Source organism: Amycolatopsis sp. NPDC045836, from assembly GCF_056431745.1.
This window is the reverse complement of the sequence record NZ_JBWKKF010000014.1, coordinates 230,852-246,627: the sequence shown is the minus strand read 5'-3', so window position 1 is coordinate 246,627 and position 15,776 is coordinate 230,852. Positions and strand designations below refer to the sequence as shown.

Annotated in this window: 23 protein-coding genes, 1 tRNA gene and 1 pseudogene; 21 read left to right on the top strand and 4 right to left on the bottom strand. The window is 66.9% G+C overall.

Annotated elements, in window-relative coordinates; all coding sequences use genetic code 11:
• The 6 genes and pseudogenes from AC07EG_RS26830 to AC07EG_RS26805 form a co-directional block, all read left to right on the top strand.
• Positions 1-143 (top strand): annotated as a pseudogene (locus AC07EG_RS26830) (IS5/IS1182 family transposase); the annotation flags it as partial.
• A gap of 177 nt (positions 144-320) precedes the next feature.
• Complete coding sequence (locus AC07EG_RS26825; protein WP_478255945.1) at positions 321-536, top strand: hypothetical protein; 216 nt, start codon at positions 321-323, stop codon at positions 534-536.
• A 1,622-nt stretch (positions 537-2,158) separates the two neighbouring features.
• The gene (locus tag AC07EG_RS26820) at positions 2,159-2,683 is read left to right on the top strand and encodes a hypothetical protein (RefSeq protein ID WP_478255944.1); all 525 of its coding nucleotides are present in this window, start codon (positions 2,159-2,161) and stop codon (positions 2,681-2,683) included.
• Positions 2,684-2,723: 40 nt separating this feature from the next.
• The gene (locus AC07EG_RS26815; protein WP_478255943.1) at positions 2,724-3,278 is read left to right on the top strand and encodes a tyrosine-type recombinase/integrase; all 555 of its coding nucleotides are present in this window, start codon (positions 2,724-2,726) and stop codon (positions 3,276-3,278) included.
• Between the two features lie 366 nt (positions 3,279-3,644).
• Positions 3,645-4,160: a hypothetical protein gene (locus AC07EG_RS26810; protein ID WP_478255942.1), complete on the top strand. Its 516-nt coding sequence runs from the start codon at positions 3,645-3,647 to the stop codon at positions 4,158-4,160.
• Positions 4,161-4,179: 19 nt separating this feature from the next.
• Positions 4,180-4,542, top strand: a complete 363-nt coding sequence (locus AC07EG_RS26805) for a hypothetical protein (protein ID WP_478255941.1) — start codon at positions 4,180-4,182, stop codon at positions 4,540-4,542.
• Between the two features lie 424 nt (positions 4,543-4,966).
• On the opposite strand, the gene AC07EG_RS26800 is transcribed toward AC07EG_RS26805, so the two are convergent.
• From AC07EG_RS26800 to AC07EG_RS26790, 3 genes are read right to left on the bottom strand one after another with little or no spacing between them, the layout of a single operon-like run.
• Positions 4,967-5,767: a PP2C family serine/threonine-protein phosphatase gene (locus AC07EG_RS26800; RefSeq protein ID WP_478255940.1), complete on the bottom strand. Its 801-nt coding sequence runs from the start codon at positions 5,765-5,767 to the stop codon at positions 4,967-4,969.
• A 9-nt stretch (positions 5,768-5,776) separates the two neighbouring features.
• Positions 5,777-6,520: a glycosyltransferase family 2 protein gene (locus AC07EG_RS26795; protein WP_478255939.1), complete on the bottom strand. Its 744-nt coding sequence runs from the start codon at positions 6,518-6,520 to the stop codon at positions 5,777-5,779.
• On the bottom strand, positions 6,517-7,284 hold the full coding sequence (locus tag AC07EG_RS26790; RefSeq protein WP_478255938.1) for a GntR family transcriptional regulator: 768 nt from the start codon (positions 7,282-7,284) through the stop codon (positions 6,517-6,519). Before AC07EG_RS26790 ends, AC07EG_RS26795 begins: the two co-directional genes overlap by 4 nt.
• Positions 7,285-7,401: 117 nt before the next feature.
• Here AC07EG_RS26790 and AC07EG_RS26785 point away from each other — a divergent pair, with 117 nt between their 5' ends.
• From AC07EG_RS26785 to AC07EG_RS26715, 15 genes are all read left to right on the top strand, one after another.
• Complete coding sequence (locus tag AC07EG_RS26785; RefSeq protein ID WP_478255937.1) at positions 7,402-7,788, top strand: hypothetical protein; 387 nt, start codon at positions 7,402-7,404, stop codon at positions 7,786-7,788.
• Between the two features lie 453 nt (positions 7,789-8,241).
• A complete protein-coding gene (locus tag AC07EG_RS26780) occupies positions 8,242-8,382 on the top strand; it encodes a hypothetical protein (RefSeq protein WP_478255936.1) in 141 nt (46 codons plus the stop codon).
• Positions 8,379-8,531 (top strand): hypothetical protein, encoded by a 153-nt coding sequence (locus AC07EG_RS26775; RefSeq protein ID WP_478255935.1) that lies wholly within the window; start codon positions 8,379-8,381, stop codon positions 8,529-8,531. Before AC07EG_RS26780 ends, AC07EG_RS26775 begins: the two co-directional genes overlap by 4 nt.
• Positions 8,531-8,713 carry a hypothetical protein gene (locus AC07EG_RS26770; RefSeq protein WP_478255934.1) on the top strand — a complete coding sequence of 61 codons (183 nt, stop codon included), beginning with the start codon at positions 8,531-8,533 and terminating at the stop codon, positions 8,711-8,713. Before AC07EG_RS26775 ends, AC07EG_RS26770 begins: the two co-directional genes overlap by 1 nt.
• Before the next feature lie 22 nt (positions 8,714-8,735).
• Entirely contained in the window at positions 8,736-8,999 is a 264-nt protein-coding gene (locus AC07EG_RS26765; protein ID WP_478255933.1) for a hypothetical protein, read from the top strand.
• A gap of 2 nt (positions 9,000-9,001) precedes the next feature.
• Positions 9,002-9,184 carry a hypothetical protein gene (locus AC07EG_RS26760; protein WP_478255932.1) on the top strand — a complete coding sequence of 61 codons (183 nt, stop codon included), beginning with the start codon at positions 9,002-9,004 and terminating at the stop codon, positions 9,182-9,184.
• A 93-nt stretch (positions 9,185-9,277) separates the two neighbouring features.
• Positions 9,278-10,636 (top strand): FtsK/SpoIIIE domain-containing protein, encoded by a 1,359-nt coding sequence (locus AC07EG_RS26755; protein WP_478255931.1) that lies wholly within the window; start codon positions 9,278-9,280, stop codon positions 10,634-10,636.
• Positions 10,636-10,860, top strand: coding sequence for a hypothetical protein (locus tag AC07EG_RS26750; RefSeq protein ID WP_478255930.1), 225 nt, complete (start codon positions 10,636-10,638; stop codon positions 10,858-10,860). Before AC07EG_RS26755 ends, AC07EG_RS26750 begins: the two co-directional genes overlap by 1 nt.
• 39 nt (positions 10,861-10,899) lie before the next feature.
• The gene (locus tag AC07EG_RS26745) at positions 10,900-11,118 is read left to right on the top strand and encodes a hypothetical protein (protein WP_478255929.1); all 219 of its coding nucleotides are present in this window, start codon (positions 10,900-10,902) and stop codon (positions 11,116-11,118) included.
• Positions 11,115-11,516 carry a hypothetical protein gene (locus AC07EG_RS26740; protein WP_478255928.1) on the top strand — a complete coding sequence of 134 codons (402 nt, stop codon included), beginning with the start codon at positions 11,115-11,117 and terminating at the stop codon, positions 11,514-11,516. Before AC07EG_RS26745 ends, AC07EG_RS26740 begins: the two co-directional genes overlap by 4 nt.
• 20 nt (positions 11,517-11,536) lie before the next feature.
• The gene (locus tag AC07EG_RS26735; protein WP_478255927.1) at positions 11,537-11,842 is read left to right on the top strand and encodes a hypothetical protein; all 306 of its coding nucleotides are present in this window, start codon (positions 11,537-11,539) and stop codon (positions 11,840-11,842) included.
• A gap of 32 nt (positions 11,843-11,874) precedes the next feature.
• On the top strand, positions 11,875-12,732 hold the full coding sequence (locus tag AC07EG_RS26730) for a hypothetical protein (RefSeq protein ID WP_478255926.1): 858 nt from the start codon (positions 11,875-11,877) through the stop codon (positions 12,730-12,732).
• A 75-nt stretch (positions 12,733-12,807) separates the two neighbouring features.
• Positions 12,808-14,148, top strand: coding sequence for a replication initiator (locus AC07EG_RS26725; RefSeq protein ID WP_478255925.1), 1,341 nt, complete (start codon positions 12,808-12,810; stop codon positions 14,146-14,148).
• Complete coding sequence (locus AC07EG_RS26720) at positions 14,145-14,321, top strand: helix-turn-helix transcriptional regulator (protein ID WP_478255924.1); 177 nt, start codon at positions 14,145-14,147, stop codon at positions 14,319-14,321. The genes AC07EG_RS26725 and AC07EG_RS26720 overlap by 4 nt, the downstream gene beginning before the upstream one ends.
• Entirely contained in the window at positions 14,321-15,517 is a 1,197-nt protein-coding gene (locus AC07EG_RS26715) for a tyrosine-type recombinase/integrase (protein ID WP_478255923.1), read from the top strand. The genes AC07EG_RS26720 and AC07EG_RS26715 overlap by 1 nt, the downstream gene beginning before the upstream one ends.
• A gap of 116 nt (positions 15,518-15,633) precedes the next feature.
• Here the strand turns inward: AC07EG_RS26715 and AC07EG_RS26710 are convergent.
• Positions 15,634-15,707, bottom strand: a tRNA-Pro gene (locus AC07EG_RS26710).
• Positions 15,708-15,776 lie beyond the last annotated feature (69 nt).

Genomic DNA, 15,776 nt, shown 5'->3' with positions numbered 1-15,776 from the left:
GGGTCGTGGAGCGCACGATCGCCTGGTACCACGGCATGAAACGCCTGCGCATCCGCTGGGAGCGCCGCGACGACATCCACGAAGCCTTCCTCGGCTTGGCCACCTGCATCATCTGCTGGCGACACGTCGCACGACTTTGTTAGGAACTCTAAGGACAACGACCGTCCTCACTTCGTGCGCCTGGCCCCGCTGGTCGCCGCCGGAGACCGCTCGGCCGCGGACACGGCGGGGAACCGTAACGAGCCGCCGACGGGCGGCCCAGTAGTGCTCGTGCCCGGCCCCGAGGGTGTGCGGTGCCACCGCGCGGGTAATCGGCCCGCGTGACGAGAGATCGCGAGAAGGACGACAACGGCAATCCGCTGCTGCCTGAGGTGGGCAGCGAGCCGGAGTTCCGGGTCGCTGCCGCCCGGGTTCTGGGTGCCTCGCCCGCGCAGGCGGAACGCGCCTTGCGGCAAGCCGCCGGCGTCGACGGCGCCGAGCGTTATCGCGTGGCGTGGGTCCAGCTCGTGGCCGACCTGCAGCAGAACCCGGAGTGACCACTCCGGAAGCACGGCGGACGGCCCCACACGGCGATTAGACCGCCATGGTCCGGCGCAGCCGTTGACATACGCCTCCGCGTCCGGCCCAGCGGAGAGCGAGTCGTGCAGGCGCCGCCGGGTATGGCCGCCGCGCTGGGTACCGGCTACCTCGCTCCACTGGGCTGATCCGCGCGACCTCGCCGCCAGGTTGCCGGCGTGTCCAGAGTCCAGGCTTCTGCTCGCTCACTCTCGAGAACGGCCGTTCTGCGGCGCTGGGCACCGGGGGCGGTGCGGCGACGACGCCCTCGCCCGACAACTTGGTCGGCGACTGAAACAGCCCCTTGGCGACGGTCGGCGGACATCATGGTCGCGCTGCCTGCTCATCCATTTCGCAGCGTGGTATGGACGACCGGTCTCGGGTGAGGGGCGGGAATATTGCCGGTGGCTCCGGGCGTGGGAGCAAATAGTGGGAGCAAAATGGGGGCCGTTGGGCGCTTTCAGTGACATTAAACGACGCCCAACGGTCTCCAGTGGAACCATTCTACCTGCGATTTTTATAAAAGCGCTGGTGAGTGGCTTGGCCTTGCTTAATTCACACCGAAGAGGTCACTGGCTCGATGCCGCTCCCAGCCGCATTGTATTGCCGCAGGTCAGCGGCGTGCCTGTGCGGACGTTGGGTAGACCGTTGCGCCGCTGGTAGAGCAGATGGGAGCAAAGGGTTCTGACCACAGTCGGGTCTCCGAAGGGGTCAGGGTCTCGGTGCTCCCAGATTGCCCGCATCGAATTTGCTGCAGGTTGGGCAGCTGAATCATCAGGCTCGTGAAGTGAAGTGAATCCGCGGATGCCAGCGAGGTAGGGTTCAGTCGTACGTGCTGCAGGTCGTCGCGACATGCCGGCCACGCCAGAGGCGGTGGTTGCCGGTTCAGGTCGTCCTAGTTGGAAGCTGCTTCGGGGCGTGCTTCCTGTCGTCGCTGCCGAATCCACCGGGCTTGATCGGTGCAGAGAGTTTCCTTCTCCTGGCAGTGTCTCCATGACGCCCTTTTTCGGAGTTAGGGGACAAGGAGTCCCTGAAGGCTCTTCCATTTTCGCTGAAGGGATCTGGAGCGACCGCATGAACCGCTCGATGATGGCCACGGTCAGGGCGCGAGCGGACTTGGCGGTCGGGCTCTTTCGGATCCTCCATTCTGGTTGGAGGACCCCCATGATGAACGATCGCGACAGTGTGCGGAAACGACCCAGCCTCAACCGCCCCTCTCCCCGGCGGGAGGTGTATGCAGAGAGGGTCTCGGTTCCGGCCGCTGGAACTGAGAGTGTCACTGTGGCGGGCGGGGGCGAGGTGGCGCCGGAGACGTTGCTGTTCACGGCCGACCAGGCCGCAGGAATGCTGCAGGTCCGGCCCTCGTGGCTGCGGCGCAAGGCCGCCGCGCGTGCCGTGCCGTGCCGGTATGTGGGCAAGCATTTGTGGTTCTCGCGCACTGATCTCGACGCTATCGCCGCGATGAGTGCTCGCTCGCCACGGCGGAATCGTTAGCAGACATCTGGGTGTGCGCAAAGATTCTTCATCGATGGGGTTGAATGTTGACGGCCATGGAGCGTCCATGTGTTCGTCAATCCAACACTATGACGACAAGGCTTCGACAATGGCATTTGTAGAGAAGTGCGGGCGTGATAGCTGGAGAGTTCGGTACCATCGCGACGACGGCACAATCGGCTCCATCCCAGGATTCCCCACGAAGAAAGCCGCCCTGGACAAAGCTGGCGAAATCAAGGTCGATCAACGTCGGGGGAGCTTCCTGGACCCTGAAGCCGGCAAGCTGGCGTTGGGGGAGTGGTCGGCGACCTGGTTCGACTCGATCGACGTCGCTCCGGCCACCTTGGCCCAGTACGACAGTCTCACCCGCAACCACATCCTGCCTCGCTGGGGCACGACCAGCTTGTCCGCGGTGTCCGGGCTGACGGTGCACACCTGGGCCAAGAAGCTCCGGGCGCAGGGTTACGCCCAGAACACGGTGAACACCATCGTCAAGATCATGACCATGATGCTCGCCGACGCCGCGGACGAACGTCTCATCGCGGTCAACCCGATCCAGCCCCGCCGCCGTGGACGGCGCCGGCATCAGAAGCGCCGGGAGCAGGTCTGGCTACCCCGGAGCAGGTCCTCATGATCGGTCTGCAGGCCGCCGCGCTGGGGGACCCTGGGCGGCTGTGCTGGTGATCACCGCCGCGTGGACCGGTGCCCGTTGGGGCGAACTGGCCGGTCTGCACCGCTGCAACCTCGATCTCGACGCCGCAACACTGACCATCGATCCCGAGACCGGCGCGCTGCATGAGGTCAACGGTCACTTCGAACTTGGCCCGCCCAAGACCGCCGAGTCCGCCCGCACCATCTCGCTGCCCCCGTTCCTGGTTGTGCTGCTGCGCGCGCACCTGGCCAGCCATACCCATGATCACGTCTTCATCACCGCGGAAGGTGAACTGCTGCGCCGCTCGAACTTCGCCCGCCGCGCGATGCGCCCCGCTGCGGACGGCAACCTCGACCGCGTCCGTCCTCTGGTCCGGGTGCTGCCGGTCAAGCCGGAGCTGACCTTTCATGGGCTGCGGCACAGTCATAAGACCTGGCTCATCGCCGACGGCCTGCCTGATGTCGCCCAGGCTCGCCGGCTGGGGCACCGTATCCCGGACGCGATCCAGGACATCTGCTCCAGACCACAATGGGCGGTCGAATCAAGATCAACAAACAGGCGTAAAAAAGCCCGCTGACCTGGACGTTTGTCCGTGGTCAGCGGGCTTCCGCTACCGGTCGGGCTGACAGGATTTGAACCTGCGACCCCTTGATCTTGTCTGCCCCTGCGTGGACCTGCGGCAGGTCGCCCGAAGCCAGCTCTGACCTGCGGTCGAGCTTCCGGCGTTCGTGGTCGTCTGCCGTGCTCTGCCGACTCCATGTTGTACGAATGTTGGACGCGGCGCCTGTCGTTTCTGTGGATCGCGGGAGCGCTTCGTGAAGTCGCAGCCCAGACTGCGGAGGATGGCTTCGAAGGTCTCATCTGGGACTCGTAACGTGACATCGAGTAGTCGGCTGTAGATCATGGGAGGCACGGTTAGCCGAGGAAAACAGGATGTGCCTAGGTGACGGGAGAACGGTCGAAATTGTGGAGTCTTAACATCGCCGATCTCGTCAGCTTTGTGGCCTTTGCGGTGACCATCTGGCAGGTTCGGCGGGCAGCGTCGATTGCGCAGACGGCACGAGATGCAGTTGAGTCGGCATCGGTGCGAGCCAGTACTTATCAGATACTATTGCTTGTCGCAGGCTTCGAGGCATGTGAAGCTCAGCTTGAAAAGGCTGCGTTAGGTGACAATAAGGATCTGGTCTTAAATCAATTGAGGGAGTGGCGGAAACTATCTGCTGAAGCGCTCGGCCTCTTGTCTGAAGGCAATGCGCAGCATGATCCTCTTATAGTTAAAATTGGAGAAACTGCAACGCTTATTGCTGCGGCGAAGAGAAGGATCGTCGCGGCGAAACCTGGAGAGTTGTTGAAGGGCACTGAAAAAATAAGAGATTCGACCTCTGAAGTCGCGGCCCTCATGGCGACCCTGGCCTCGCAAATAAAGACCGACTTGAAGCCGCTTGAAGCTTCTGCTTGATTTTGGGGATGTGGGAACTATGTCATTCGAGCAAAAGCTGGACGACCTGATTGACAGGCTCCGCTACGGCACTGAGGAGGGGCGATTGAGCTGGAGTTCAACTGATAGGCCGGCGGCGTTCGTTGTGGATCTGGATAAGTATAGCGCCATGATCGCAACGGTTGATGATGACGGGCAAGCACCCTACGAGCTGGTGGTTTTGAGTGGTCGGGACGGCGGTGTAATCGACACTTTTACACCTATGCGAAATGATGGCCGAATGCATATTATTCTCGGCAATCTTCATTCTGCTGCGCGTCGAAATGCGATAGGTATAGATAGTGTGGTCGATGACCTTTTGAATGTACTTCCACCTCGTCCGAGTGACGAGCCCCCGTTCTGATTTAATGCTGAGTGTGGGGCCTTTCGGCATCCCGTCGACCTGGCGAAGCCCTACCACGCCCCGTCAAGGGACTCCGCCTGCCAAACAGCCGGCCGAAATGGGGGCTGTCCCTTGACGGGGTGTGGTAGCCCTCGTGGAGGTCGACGGGATGCCGTTGGCCACACACGGACCGCAGCCGACGTGCATTCCCGGCCATCCCGGAGACCTGCCCGTCCGGCGAGGACATCTCTTCTTCGTTCCGCGGCTTCCGGGGCTTCGGCCTGCCTCGGCTCCGGCCGTCGCGCGGGGACCGGCGCCAGCCGCACGCCCCGCGCGAGCACGGCCGGAGCAAGGGGCATGAGGCCGTGCGGCCCCGGAGGGGCCGCCTTGAACAAGAAAAGAAACTCTGAACACACCGGTCACGCGGCAGAACTGGCGACCGGAGTCATGCCGTCGTGAGCACCGCAGTCAGGGACTTGTCGTCGTGCTGCTTGGCCCGGGGGAGTGCCTTGGCGTCAGGGTCGCTGTCGGCTTCCCAGTCGTGGCAACGCTCCAGGATCGCTTGCAGGTCTTCGCTGTTGCTTCTCGCGATCGATGGCCAGTCGTCGTATCCGAGGTGCCGCATGGGCTCGTAGGCGCCGTCGGTTGCGAGCACGAACCATGCTGGCCTACTCACGGTCCAGGTGCGGGTGATCGCGTGGTCGGCTGCCTCGGGGGTGGCCTCGGCGATCCAGTAGCCGCCTTCTCGGTTGCGTGCAGCAGCCTGCTGGTCTTGCAACTCACACAGCAGTTGCCGGTGCGTCTCGGTGTAGCCCTCGCCTGCGGTCAGCCGTTCCCGGTACTTGTGGCGTGGGGCTAGGTCGAGCTGGTCCATGCGGCTGTCGGTGATCTGCTCGTCGGGCGTCACGACCAGGTTGTCACCGAGGACCAGGAGGTCGGTCCGGTCGGGGAGTGCGCGAAGGATCGTGACGGTGCTCGATGGGGAGTGACCGGGCGTCAGATCCAGTCCGATGGCCGCGGCTTGGATGCCTGACCGCAAGACGCTGGTGAGGTCCGCTCGCGGATCGGCTTCGAGCGAGGCGCTGAGGTGCTCCCCGAGGTGCTGGGCGTAGACAGCGGCGGGTACCGGAACCGGCCGGAACGCGGATGCACCGTCGAGCATCACGACGAAGTTTCCGCCGGAGAACGTCCGGTCGTCGCTGTGCTCGAAACCGGCAAGGTGAGCGGAAGTCACGCGGAAGTTCATGCCGCGTTGCTACTGCCCTGGGCCGAACACGCTCAACAAGGCTTCGGCGCGGTCACCGATGATGCGCATGCGGGTGTTGAACTCGTCCGGGTCTGTGTGGGCTGGCGCCTGGGTCACCTGTCCGTCCCACTTCCGGTACAGCAGACCGGGGGTCGCGATGAAATACCCGTTAGCTACCGCGTTCGCGGCGAGAACTAGCCCGGTGTCTTCGGATGCGGGTAGGGGTGACCAGCCGCCGAGCATGAGCAGGAGCTTGGTGCGGATGCACAGGGTGGCGCCGTGCACGGATGAGCGGTAGCCGTGGCTCTTCCAGTACCGGAGCACGTCGCCACGGGCGATCACGCCTTCCGCCGGGTCGCCGTCGAAACCGACGCGGGAGCCGTCCGGCATGAGATCGAGAGCCTTGCAGGTGGTCCAGCCGATCGTGGTGTCTTCCAGCGCGGCGATATCGCGGGCGAGGGCGCCCGGCAACAGGAGGTCGTCCGCGTCCAAAGCCTTGACCAGCTCACCTTGAGCGCGCCCTACGGCTACGGACCTCGTGACGCCGGGGCCGCCCTTGCGGTTGTGTCCAGAACGCACGCGGGGATCGTCGGGCAGCCTCCCGGCGAGCAGGTCCTGTTCGCCGTCGGCCTGCACCAGCCATTCCCACGCCCAGCCGGGAGGGAGTTCTTGGGCCTCCAACGAACGGTACGCCTCGTCGAGGTGCTTCACGCTCGGTGGGTGGACGGGGGTGACGACGCTGATCAGCTTCACTTGCCGGTTCCGCCTTCGGGCTCCAAATTGTGCACGGACGTGAGCACGATCCGATCCGCTCGCACGATGATGTCAGCCGTCTCGACGGGCAAGTCCCCGGCGAAATGGGTCCGCTCGATCTCGACCACGGGAATGCCGGCACCGATGCTGAGCGCCTTGCTCTCGTCGGAGTCCGGCATCCGGGCGCGGGTTCGCTCTTCCAGAGTGGTCACGGTGATACCGATGGAACCGAACCGCTCCGCGACGCTGGGATTGCCCTTCGTGCCGTCTATGGGCGTCTCGATCGGGGTTCCGCCGGTGAGCGTGAGCGGTTCCCACTGGGTGCTGACCTGCACCGGCTGGCCGCTCATGTGCCACACGTACCGGACCACGCTGACGTCGGCGCCGGGTTCGATCTGGAGGCGGCGGGCAATGTGGTCGGCCGCGGCTTCGGTCCAGATCGAGGCATCCACCCGGTCGAACGGGTCGGTTGCGTTCGCTCCGGGGCTCACCTTGCGCAAGTAGCGGTCGTTGTCCCACTGGAGGACGGCCGGTGTCTTCGCCACGTAGCTGCCGGTGCCCCGGCGCGTCTCGATCAAGCCTTCTTGGCGCAGGTCCTCGGTTGCCCGGACGACGGTGGTCAGCGCGACACCGTACTCGTCCGCCAACGCACGCGCGCCCGGGAGTTTGTCGCCGACCTTCAGGTCTCCACGCGTGATGCGTTTCCGCAGGTCAGCGGCGACCTGAAGCGCTGGGCTGACGCCGGTGGCCTCGTTGATCGACATCGCTCTTTCCGCCTTTCGTCCGCTGAAGGGTAGCGCACTGTGTGAGTGTTATGCTCTACTGGAACACAGGAACACCGGACGGCAAGTGTCCGGCACAGACGCAGGAGGTCAGCGGAGATGAAGGACATCGCGGTCAACTTCGGCGGGTACCGGCTGATGGTCACCGAGGAACCGACGCTGAAGACGCGGGAGAACCGGCAGACGGGGCAGATCGAGACGGTGACGAACCGGGCCGGTGAGAACCAGTTCGTGGTGATGCTGTTCGCGAAGCCGCGTCCGGTCGAGGGGCGACGGACCGGTAAGGGCGAGGAGATCAAGGTGAACCTGTCGGCGGACCCGGGGGAGGGGTTCACCGAGGGGTCCTATGTGGAGCTGATCAACCCGGTGCTGAACACCTACGAGATGCGTGACCCGGAGACGGGGCAGATCACCGGGTCGGGGCTGTGGTTCAAGGCCGATGGCCTCAAGCCCGCCGGGCGCGACGTGCTGAGTTCCGCCGCGTAGCCCGGTTGCCGACCGGTGAGTGTCCGGTCGCGGGAACCTCCCCCTCGTCCCGCTAACACCACCCTGGCGCGCTGCCCTAGCCGGTAGGCGGCCCGTTTCGAGTCGGGCCAGCGCACTTCTTCGTTCATTGACAAATACAGAGTGGGCCGATCCATGCCGAAAACACGCGCTGCATGGTGGCGCGCATTGATTCCCGGGCTCATTTTCCCGGGGGTCTTTGGGTTTCACCATGGCCGTGCTGACGTGCGTTTGTGGAGGTGATTTTCATGCGTGACCGTGAGTGGTGGCAGGACCTGGACGAGACGCCGCCCGCGCTGGTCGGCGGCCTGTCGACCTACGACCCGAACGGGCCGAAGCGCGATGGGTGACCACGTGTGTTCTGCCGATTTCTGGCTTTCTCCGACTCGTATCGCCACCTGCCGGGTGTGCGGTGCTCAATGGGAGGTGTGATCAATGGGTGAAGCAGCGGTTTTCGACCGGGCGTTGTTCTACGTGATCTGGTTCATGCTGGCGGGCGTGCTGACGGTGGCACAGCCGGGCTTCGGTGTGGCGGCACTGGTGCTGGGCTTCATCGTGCGGGGACGGGCCCGGTGAGCCGCCGCAGGCTGGCCACGGTCCGGCGCCTGGTGGCGTTGCTGGACCGGGAACGGGACACCGGGAACACCTCGGCCGACCCGCAGTGGCAGGCGGGGTTCCGCGCGGGGTTGTCGACCGCGCAACAGGTGATCCGGAAGGAACTGTGATGCAGGAGATCGACGACATCATCCGCGCCACGCGGGAGAGCTACCGCCGGTTCGCCGACGCCAACCCCGACTACCAGACGCGGGTGGCGGTGCGCAACGCGGTCCGCTTCCTGATCGCGGACTTGACCTCGGCCGCTGAACTGGCGGCTCGCACGCAGACCACGCCGCACCGGGCGGCGTAGCGCAGAAACAGGAAGGTTCGACATGCAGGTACAGGCGATCAACCAGCGTGCCCGCCGGTTGTACGGGACGTTCATCTCCGCCATGGACATGGTGGGGGAGGCGTTCGACTCGCTGGACAAGCTGATCGACAAGGTGGACGACAACGCGGCCCCGGGCGGATTCACCATGGCCACCAAAGACGAACTCAAGGGCATGCGGCAGCGGGCGTTCGACGAGTTGGACCGGCTGCGGTCGCAGGCGAAGAAGTACGAGGCGGAGCTGGTCTCCCGCGATTGGAGGATCTGAGCATGTCGCATCAGGTGGACCGGGTGCTCGACGAGGTGGACACGGCGTTGCGGCAGTTGCGCCGCTCGATGCGCGGCATCCCCGTGCGCCGTGAGGGCCTCAAGGCGATGCACGACAAGATGGCGAAGTCGATGGGCACGCTGACCGTCGCCCTGGACGACGCGCGCTCGACGATCAAGAACTAGCAACCCTCGTGGCTGTGACCGGCTCTGCAACCCGGTCACAGCGGCTTGGTTGCGGGGCCGGTCTCGCCCTGTCCGGAAGGGACTCACGAGACCATGAGCACCACGTCGAAGCGCCGGATGGGGCGCGAAATGAAGGCCGTCGCCTGGACGGCACGGCACCCGGGATTCCTCGCCACTCCGGCCGGCATCCTGGCATCGGGGTCGGAACTGGGCTGGACCGCGACCGGGGGCATCGTCGGCGGGACCGCCGCCGCCCTGGGCACCTGGTACCGGGCGCACCCGGACTCGTTCGACCGGCTGGCCGCCCCGCGGCTTCGGGCCGTGCGCCGCCGCTGGACCGCCTACCTCGGTCCGCGCTGGAAGGCCACCCTGCGGGCGTGTGACCTGTACACGACGCACCGCAAGACCGGCGAAGAGCACTTCCCCCGCATCACCAAGGTGCGCGCCTACTCGCCGACCGTGGACGTGCTGCACCTGGCGCTGCCCAAGGGCCAGCACGTGCGCCAGTTCGAGGCCAACGCCGAACTGCTCGCCGACGCGCTACGCGCCCACCGGATCGGGGTCGAGCGGGTCAAGCCCGGCGTCGTCGGCCTGGTCATCCAGCGCGCGGAAGCGTTCACCGAGGTCATCGACGCACCCGAGATGCCCTGGGACGCCGACGCGGTCGACCTGACCGACCTCTACGTCGGTGAGGACGAGTACGGCAACGAGTGGCGCCAGGGCATCCTCGGCCGCCACGTGTTCGGGGCCGGTGCCACCGGGTCGGGCAAGAACTCGATCCCGATGTCCATGCTGCGGGCGATGGCGCCGCTGCTGCGCGACGGGCTGGTGCGGCTGTGGCTGTGCGACCCCAAGCAGATGGAGTTCGCCAAGCTCGCCCCGGTCGCGCACCGCTACGCCGCCGACAACGGCGAGTGCGCGGACCTCGTGGCCGACTACGTCGAGGCGATGCAGGCCCGGCAGCGCGAGTTCGCCGCCGAGGGACGCCGCAAGATCACCGTGTCGCGGGAGACCCCGCTGGACCTGCTGATCCTGGACGAGATCGGGGCGTTGCTGGCCTACGGCGACCCCTCGACCGCCCGGGAGCTGCGCCGTCAGCTGGCGCTGGTCGGGTCGCAGGGCCGCGCGACCGGCAACTCGATGCTGGCGCTGGTGCAAGAGCCGACCAAGGACACGGTCCCGATCCGGGACCTGTTCACCGACCGGTTCTGCCTGCGGGTGACCACCGCGTCGCACGTGGACATGGCGCTCGGGGACAACGCCCGGCTGCGGGGCGCGCTGGCCGACGAGATCGCCAACCACCCGGACACCGCCGGTGTCGGCTACGTCATCCGTCAGCGTTCCCGGGTCCCGATGCAGGTGCGCGCGTCCTACGTCGCCGACCACGAGATCGACGAACTCGTGGCCTTCGTGCAGCACGGGCGTCCGGCGGACTTGCGGGTGGTGGCGTGATGCCGTTCCGTGCCGAGCACTACGCCAATTTGCGTCACGCGCTGTCCTGCGCGCTGGCCGATTCCGCGCCGTGGTGTGACGCGGTCCGGGCCGAAGTCGAAGTCCGTCTCGGCCCGGACGCCACCGGTCTCGCGGTGCTGACCGACCCGGAGTACTCCACCGCTCTCGACCTCCGCTCCGGGCTGCGCGAGCTGCTGCGCACCCTTGACCGCTTCGGCGGCTGACCCACCACCCGCTCACGTCAACTCCGTTGGAGGTTCCTCATGTGGCGCATCGGCTTTCTGGCCTGGCGGGCCTGGGTCTACATCAAGTTCGGCGTTCCCGCCGTCGCCCTGCTCGCGCTGATCTACCACGCGCAAGGCCCCTCGCTGCTGTTCGGCATCACCGCGCTCCTGGCGGCCGGTGGCCTGTTCGGCATGCGGTTCGTCCTGCGCGACCTCGCCGAGAAAGAAGACCTCGACCGAGACAGGACACCACGATGAACGATCAACTCGACCTCTTCGGCACCCCGCCGAAACCCACCGACCGCCCGGCACCGGAACGCCAATGCCCGCCGGTGCGCCAGCGCGGACAGCGCTCGACCGCCGGGAACCCCGCGGTCACCGTCGACGTGCTCGCCGAAGTCCACGACGGACGGTATGGGCTGCTCGACGACACCGACCGCGTGGTCGTCTTCGAAGACACCGACCGGGTGCGCATGGCCCTCGACGAAGACGCCGTGCACCAGCTCATCGCCCAGGGCTACGTCCAGCGGCGCCCGCTGCACGAAACGATCTCCTGCTACCACGGCGTCGTCCGCCGCCCGGTGCTCGGGCTCCGCCTGACCAAACGCGGCCGCTCGCTGCTCAACCGCTGGTCCTCCCTGCGACCCCTCCGCTGATCCAGAAAGGACACCTGCTCATGCTGACCTTCAACGACATCGCCGCCATCGACCGCATCGACGTCTACACCACCCTGGAGGTGTGCCGCGACGGGCTGCTCTACACCGCCGAGGCGGGCTACGCCTTCGTCGACGGCGACCAGGCCGAGCTGGACGACCCGTGCATGAAGGAGCACTACGACCGGCTCATCGACCACAACCTCATCGTGATCGGGCGCTCGGAGCGCGTACAGCTCGAAGACGGCACCTACACCACCGCCGTGCTGGAGATCACCGACGCCGGGAAGAGGCTCTTCGACGAACTCGCTGCCGCGCTCGGCCGGTAGCGCACGACCCACCCCGGAAAGGAGGTGATCTCGTGTTCGGCAAGTCCAAGAAGGACCCGCAGGCGCCGAAGACCTCACGCCGAGTCAAGGTGCTCGCCGCGCAACTCGACGAAGCACGCGACGTGCACCGCCTCGCCGCGAACCCGCTACTCGGCGCGGTCAACGCCGACCGGTTCCGCGTCTCGATCACCCGCACCATGTGGTTCTTCCTCGCCGTGGGCCTGGGCTTCACCACCACCGGCGTGCACGACTTCCTCGCCGGGCACCTCACCCCCGCCGACCCGATGTGGTGGGGCGGCTGGCTCGCCGAACCCGCGCTCGCCGGAATCCTGATCACCCTGCTGCGCTGGGAAGCCGCGATGCTCTCCCACGGCCTCAAGGTCGACCACGGGCCGGTCAAGTGGCTCAAGCGGGTGCTGCTGGCCTCCACCCTCATCGCGAACGTCTGGGCCGCGCTCGCCCCGTCGGACGGGCACATCTCCAAGGGCAACGTCTTCTTCCACCTGGTCATCCCCACGGTGGTGTTCCTGCTCGCCGAGGTCATGCCGATCATCCAGGCCGAGTGCACCAAGGTCCGCGAGCAAGCCGCGGAACAGGTGCCACACGGCACGGAGGTGCCGAAGCCCGCGGCGGCACCACCCACCCCGACCGGCACCAACCTGCCCGGTCCGCCGCTGCCGGCATCGGCACCGGACCCGACCTCGGCATCCCGGGTCAAGCTCCCGCCGGAGATGACCGGGCGCATCACCGCCGCGCTCGACGCGGCCCGCGCTGAGGGACGCACACCGACCACCGCCGACATCCGCGCCGTGGTCAAGATCCCCGAACCGATGGCGGCGCAAGTCCTCGCCGACCACGCCCCGCGCAACGGGCACACCCTCACGCACTGAACCACCCGCACCACCAGGGCGGGGCACGGCCGATCACCGGTCGTGTCCCGCCCTGCTGCACGAAAGGGCCACCCTGTGCTCACCCTGGAATCCCGCATCGCCGAACGCGTCACCCGCGCCGACTACGACCAGTGGCGCGCCGCCGTGCACGCGGTCGGCGGCTGCGCTAAACCCATCCGGCTCGCTGGAGCCTCCCAGATTCAAGACGCGGCCACCGGCACGGTGCTGCACCACCACGGCGGGGACATCTTCGTCCCGTGCGGCAACCGCCGCGCCAGCGTGTGCCCGAACTGCTCGGACCGCTACGCCGCCGACGCCTTCCACCTCATCCGCGCCGGGATGTCCGGCGGCAGCAAGGGCATCCCCGAGACCGTCGCCGACAAGACCCGCGCCTTCATCACCCTGACCGCCCCGTCGTTCGGGCCGGTCCACGGACGCCGCACCACCCCGGGCGGCAAGCGCATCCCGTGCGGCTGCGGGGAACACCACCACGAGGCCGACACCCGCCTCGGCGCCCCGCTCGACCCCGAGAGCTACGACTACACCGGCGCGGTGCTGTGGCAGGCCAACACCGGCGTGCTCTGGCAGCGCTTCACCGGCCGCCTACGCCGTGTTCTGGCCGCGATGGTCGGGATGCCCGTGCGCGAGTTCCGGTTCCACGCCCGGCTGTCCTACGCCAAGGTCGCCGAGTACCAGCGGCGGGGGCTCGTGCACTACCACGCCGTGCTCCGTCTCGACGGCCCCGACGGACCCGCCGACCCGGCCCCGGCATGGGCAACCCCGGACCTGCTGCGCGACGCCGTTCACACGGCTGCCAGGGGCGTGGAATACACGATCGCCCGGCCGGACGGCTCCCCGCTGCGGCTGGTCTGGGGCGAACAGGTCGACATCCGCGACATCCGCCCCGCCTCGGCCACCGAGTTCGAAGACGACGGCGGCAACATCAGCGAAGCAGCCCTGTCCGGCTACATCGCCAAGTACGCCACCAAGGGCACCGGCAAGAGCGAAGCCGCGGACCGCCCGATCCGCTCGGAACGGGACATCGCGCTGCTCCAGGTCAGCGCGCACCACCGGCGCATGATCGAAACCTGCTGGGACCTCGGGGAGCTGGAGCGGTACGACAAGCTCCACCTGCACCGCTGGGCGCACATGCTCGGGTTCCGGGGCCACTTCCTGACCAAGTCGGTGCGCTACTCCACCACCTTCCGCGTCATCCGGGGCGACCGCCGCGACTACCGCCGCGCCGAAACCCTCGACCGCCTCGGCCTCGACCACGGCCGGGTCGTCGTGGTCAACAACTGGTGGTTCGAAGGCTCCGGCTACCTCACCGACGCCGAAACCGAACTTGCCGCCGGAATCGCCGAACGCATCCGCGCCGACCGAAAAGCCCGATACAGCAAGGAGAGCCGCGCATGAGCGAACCACTGTGGACGATCAAAGATGTGTCCGACTACCTCCAGATACCGGTGAACACCCTCTACCAGTGGCGGACCCGCCGGATCGGGCCGACCGGGCTCCGGCTGGGCAAGCACGTCCGGTACCGGCCGGAGGATGTGAGCGCCTGGGTGGCTGAGCAGGGTGGGGTCTGATGGCGCGCGTCTGGGTCTACGACCGCAACCAGAGGCCGAGCTACCTCGACAAGGTCGCGAAGGCCAAACGGGCAGGGAGGAAGCCGCCAGCACGCTGGGAGGTGATGTACTACGACCAGACCGGCAAGCTCCGCTCCGAGGTGGCCTCGACGAAGACGCTCGCGGACAACCGGCGGACTGAGCTGGAAGCGTCGCTCGCGTCGGGGGACTACATCGACCCGGCTGCTGCCAAGGTCACGTTCTCGGAGATGGCGGAGAAGTGGCTGGAGTCCCGGCACGACCTGAAGCCGTCGACGTGGTGGAAGTACCGCGGCTTGCTCGACAACCACGTCATCCCGCGCTGGGGCGACCTCGTACTGACCGCGATCAGCCGCGAGGACATCGCGGTGTGGGTGGCCAAGCTGCTCAAGGCCAAAGAGGATGGCGGGAGCGGGCTCGGGCCGTCACAGGCGCGGCACGCGTACCGGGTGCTGGCGATGGTGCTCGAATGGTGTGTTCCCCGGCGGCTGAAGGTGAACCCGGCCCGTGGGGTCAAACTGCCGGTCCGGCCGGACGCGGAGCACGTGTACCTCACCTATGGCCAGGTCGAAGCGCTCGCCGACGCGGCCGGCACTTTGCGCACGAAGTACGACCGGCCGACTGCCGGGGCCGCGATCAACCGGGCGCTCATCCTGCTGCTCGCCTACACGGGCCTCCGCTGGGGCGAGGCTGCTGCCCTGCGGGTCGGCCGGGTGGATCTGGACAAGCGGCGCATCCGGGTCGCGGTCACCTTCTTCGAGGTCAACGGCGTCCAGCACGAGGGGCTGCCGAAGACGGGCAAGCGCCGCACGGTGTCCATTCCGGCCTTCCTGGTGGCTGTGCTCCGGCCGCTGATCGAGGGGCGCGGGGACGACGAGTTGGTGTTCACCACCGCGCGTGGTGAGTCCCTGCGGGCGAACAACTGGCGCGTCCGGGAGTTCAACGCGGCCGTGGAGGCTGCCGGGCTGAAGGTGCCGGGGCTGACTCCGCACAAGCTCCGGCACACCGCCGCCTCGCTGGCGATCGCTGCTGGGGCGGACGTGAAGGTGGTCCAGCAGATGCTCGGCCACGCCGACGCGGCGATGACGCTGAACATCTACGGGCACCTCTTCCCGGACCGCCTCGACGAGGTGGCCGACGTGCTCGACACGCAACGCTCCTTGGCATTGGCCGCGTGATCACCGCCCCGGAGCATGTTGGACAAATGTTGGACGCTCCGGGGCGGACGCGCGTCCAAGGTCGTCCGCACATAGAGAAAGGGACCGTCTACCTGCGTAAACGGTCCCTTTGCCGGTCGGGCTGACAGGATTTGAACCTGCGACCCCTTGACCCCCAGTCAAGTGCGCTACCAAACTGCGCCACAGCCCGGTTGTCACCGTCCCTCGCGGGTGGTGATGGGGAAGAGCTTAGCGCGTCCCTCCCGCGCGGGTTCGGCAG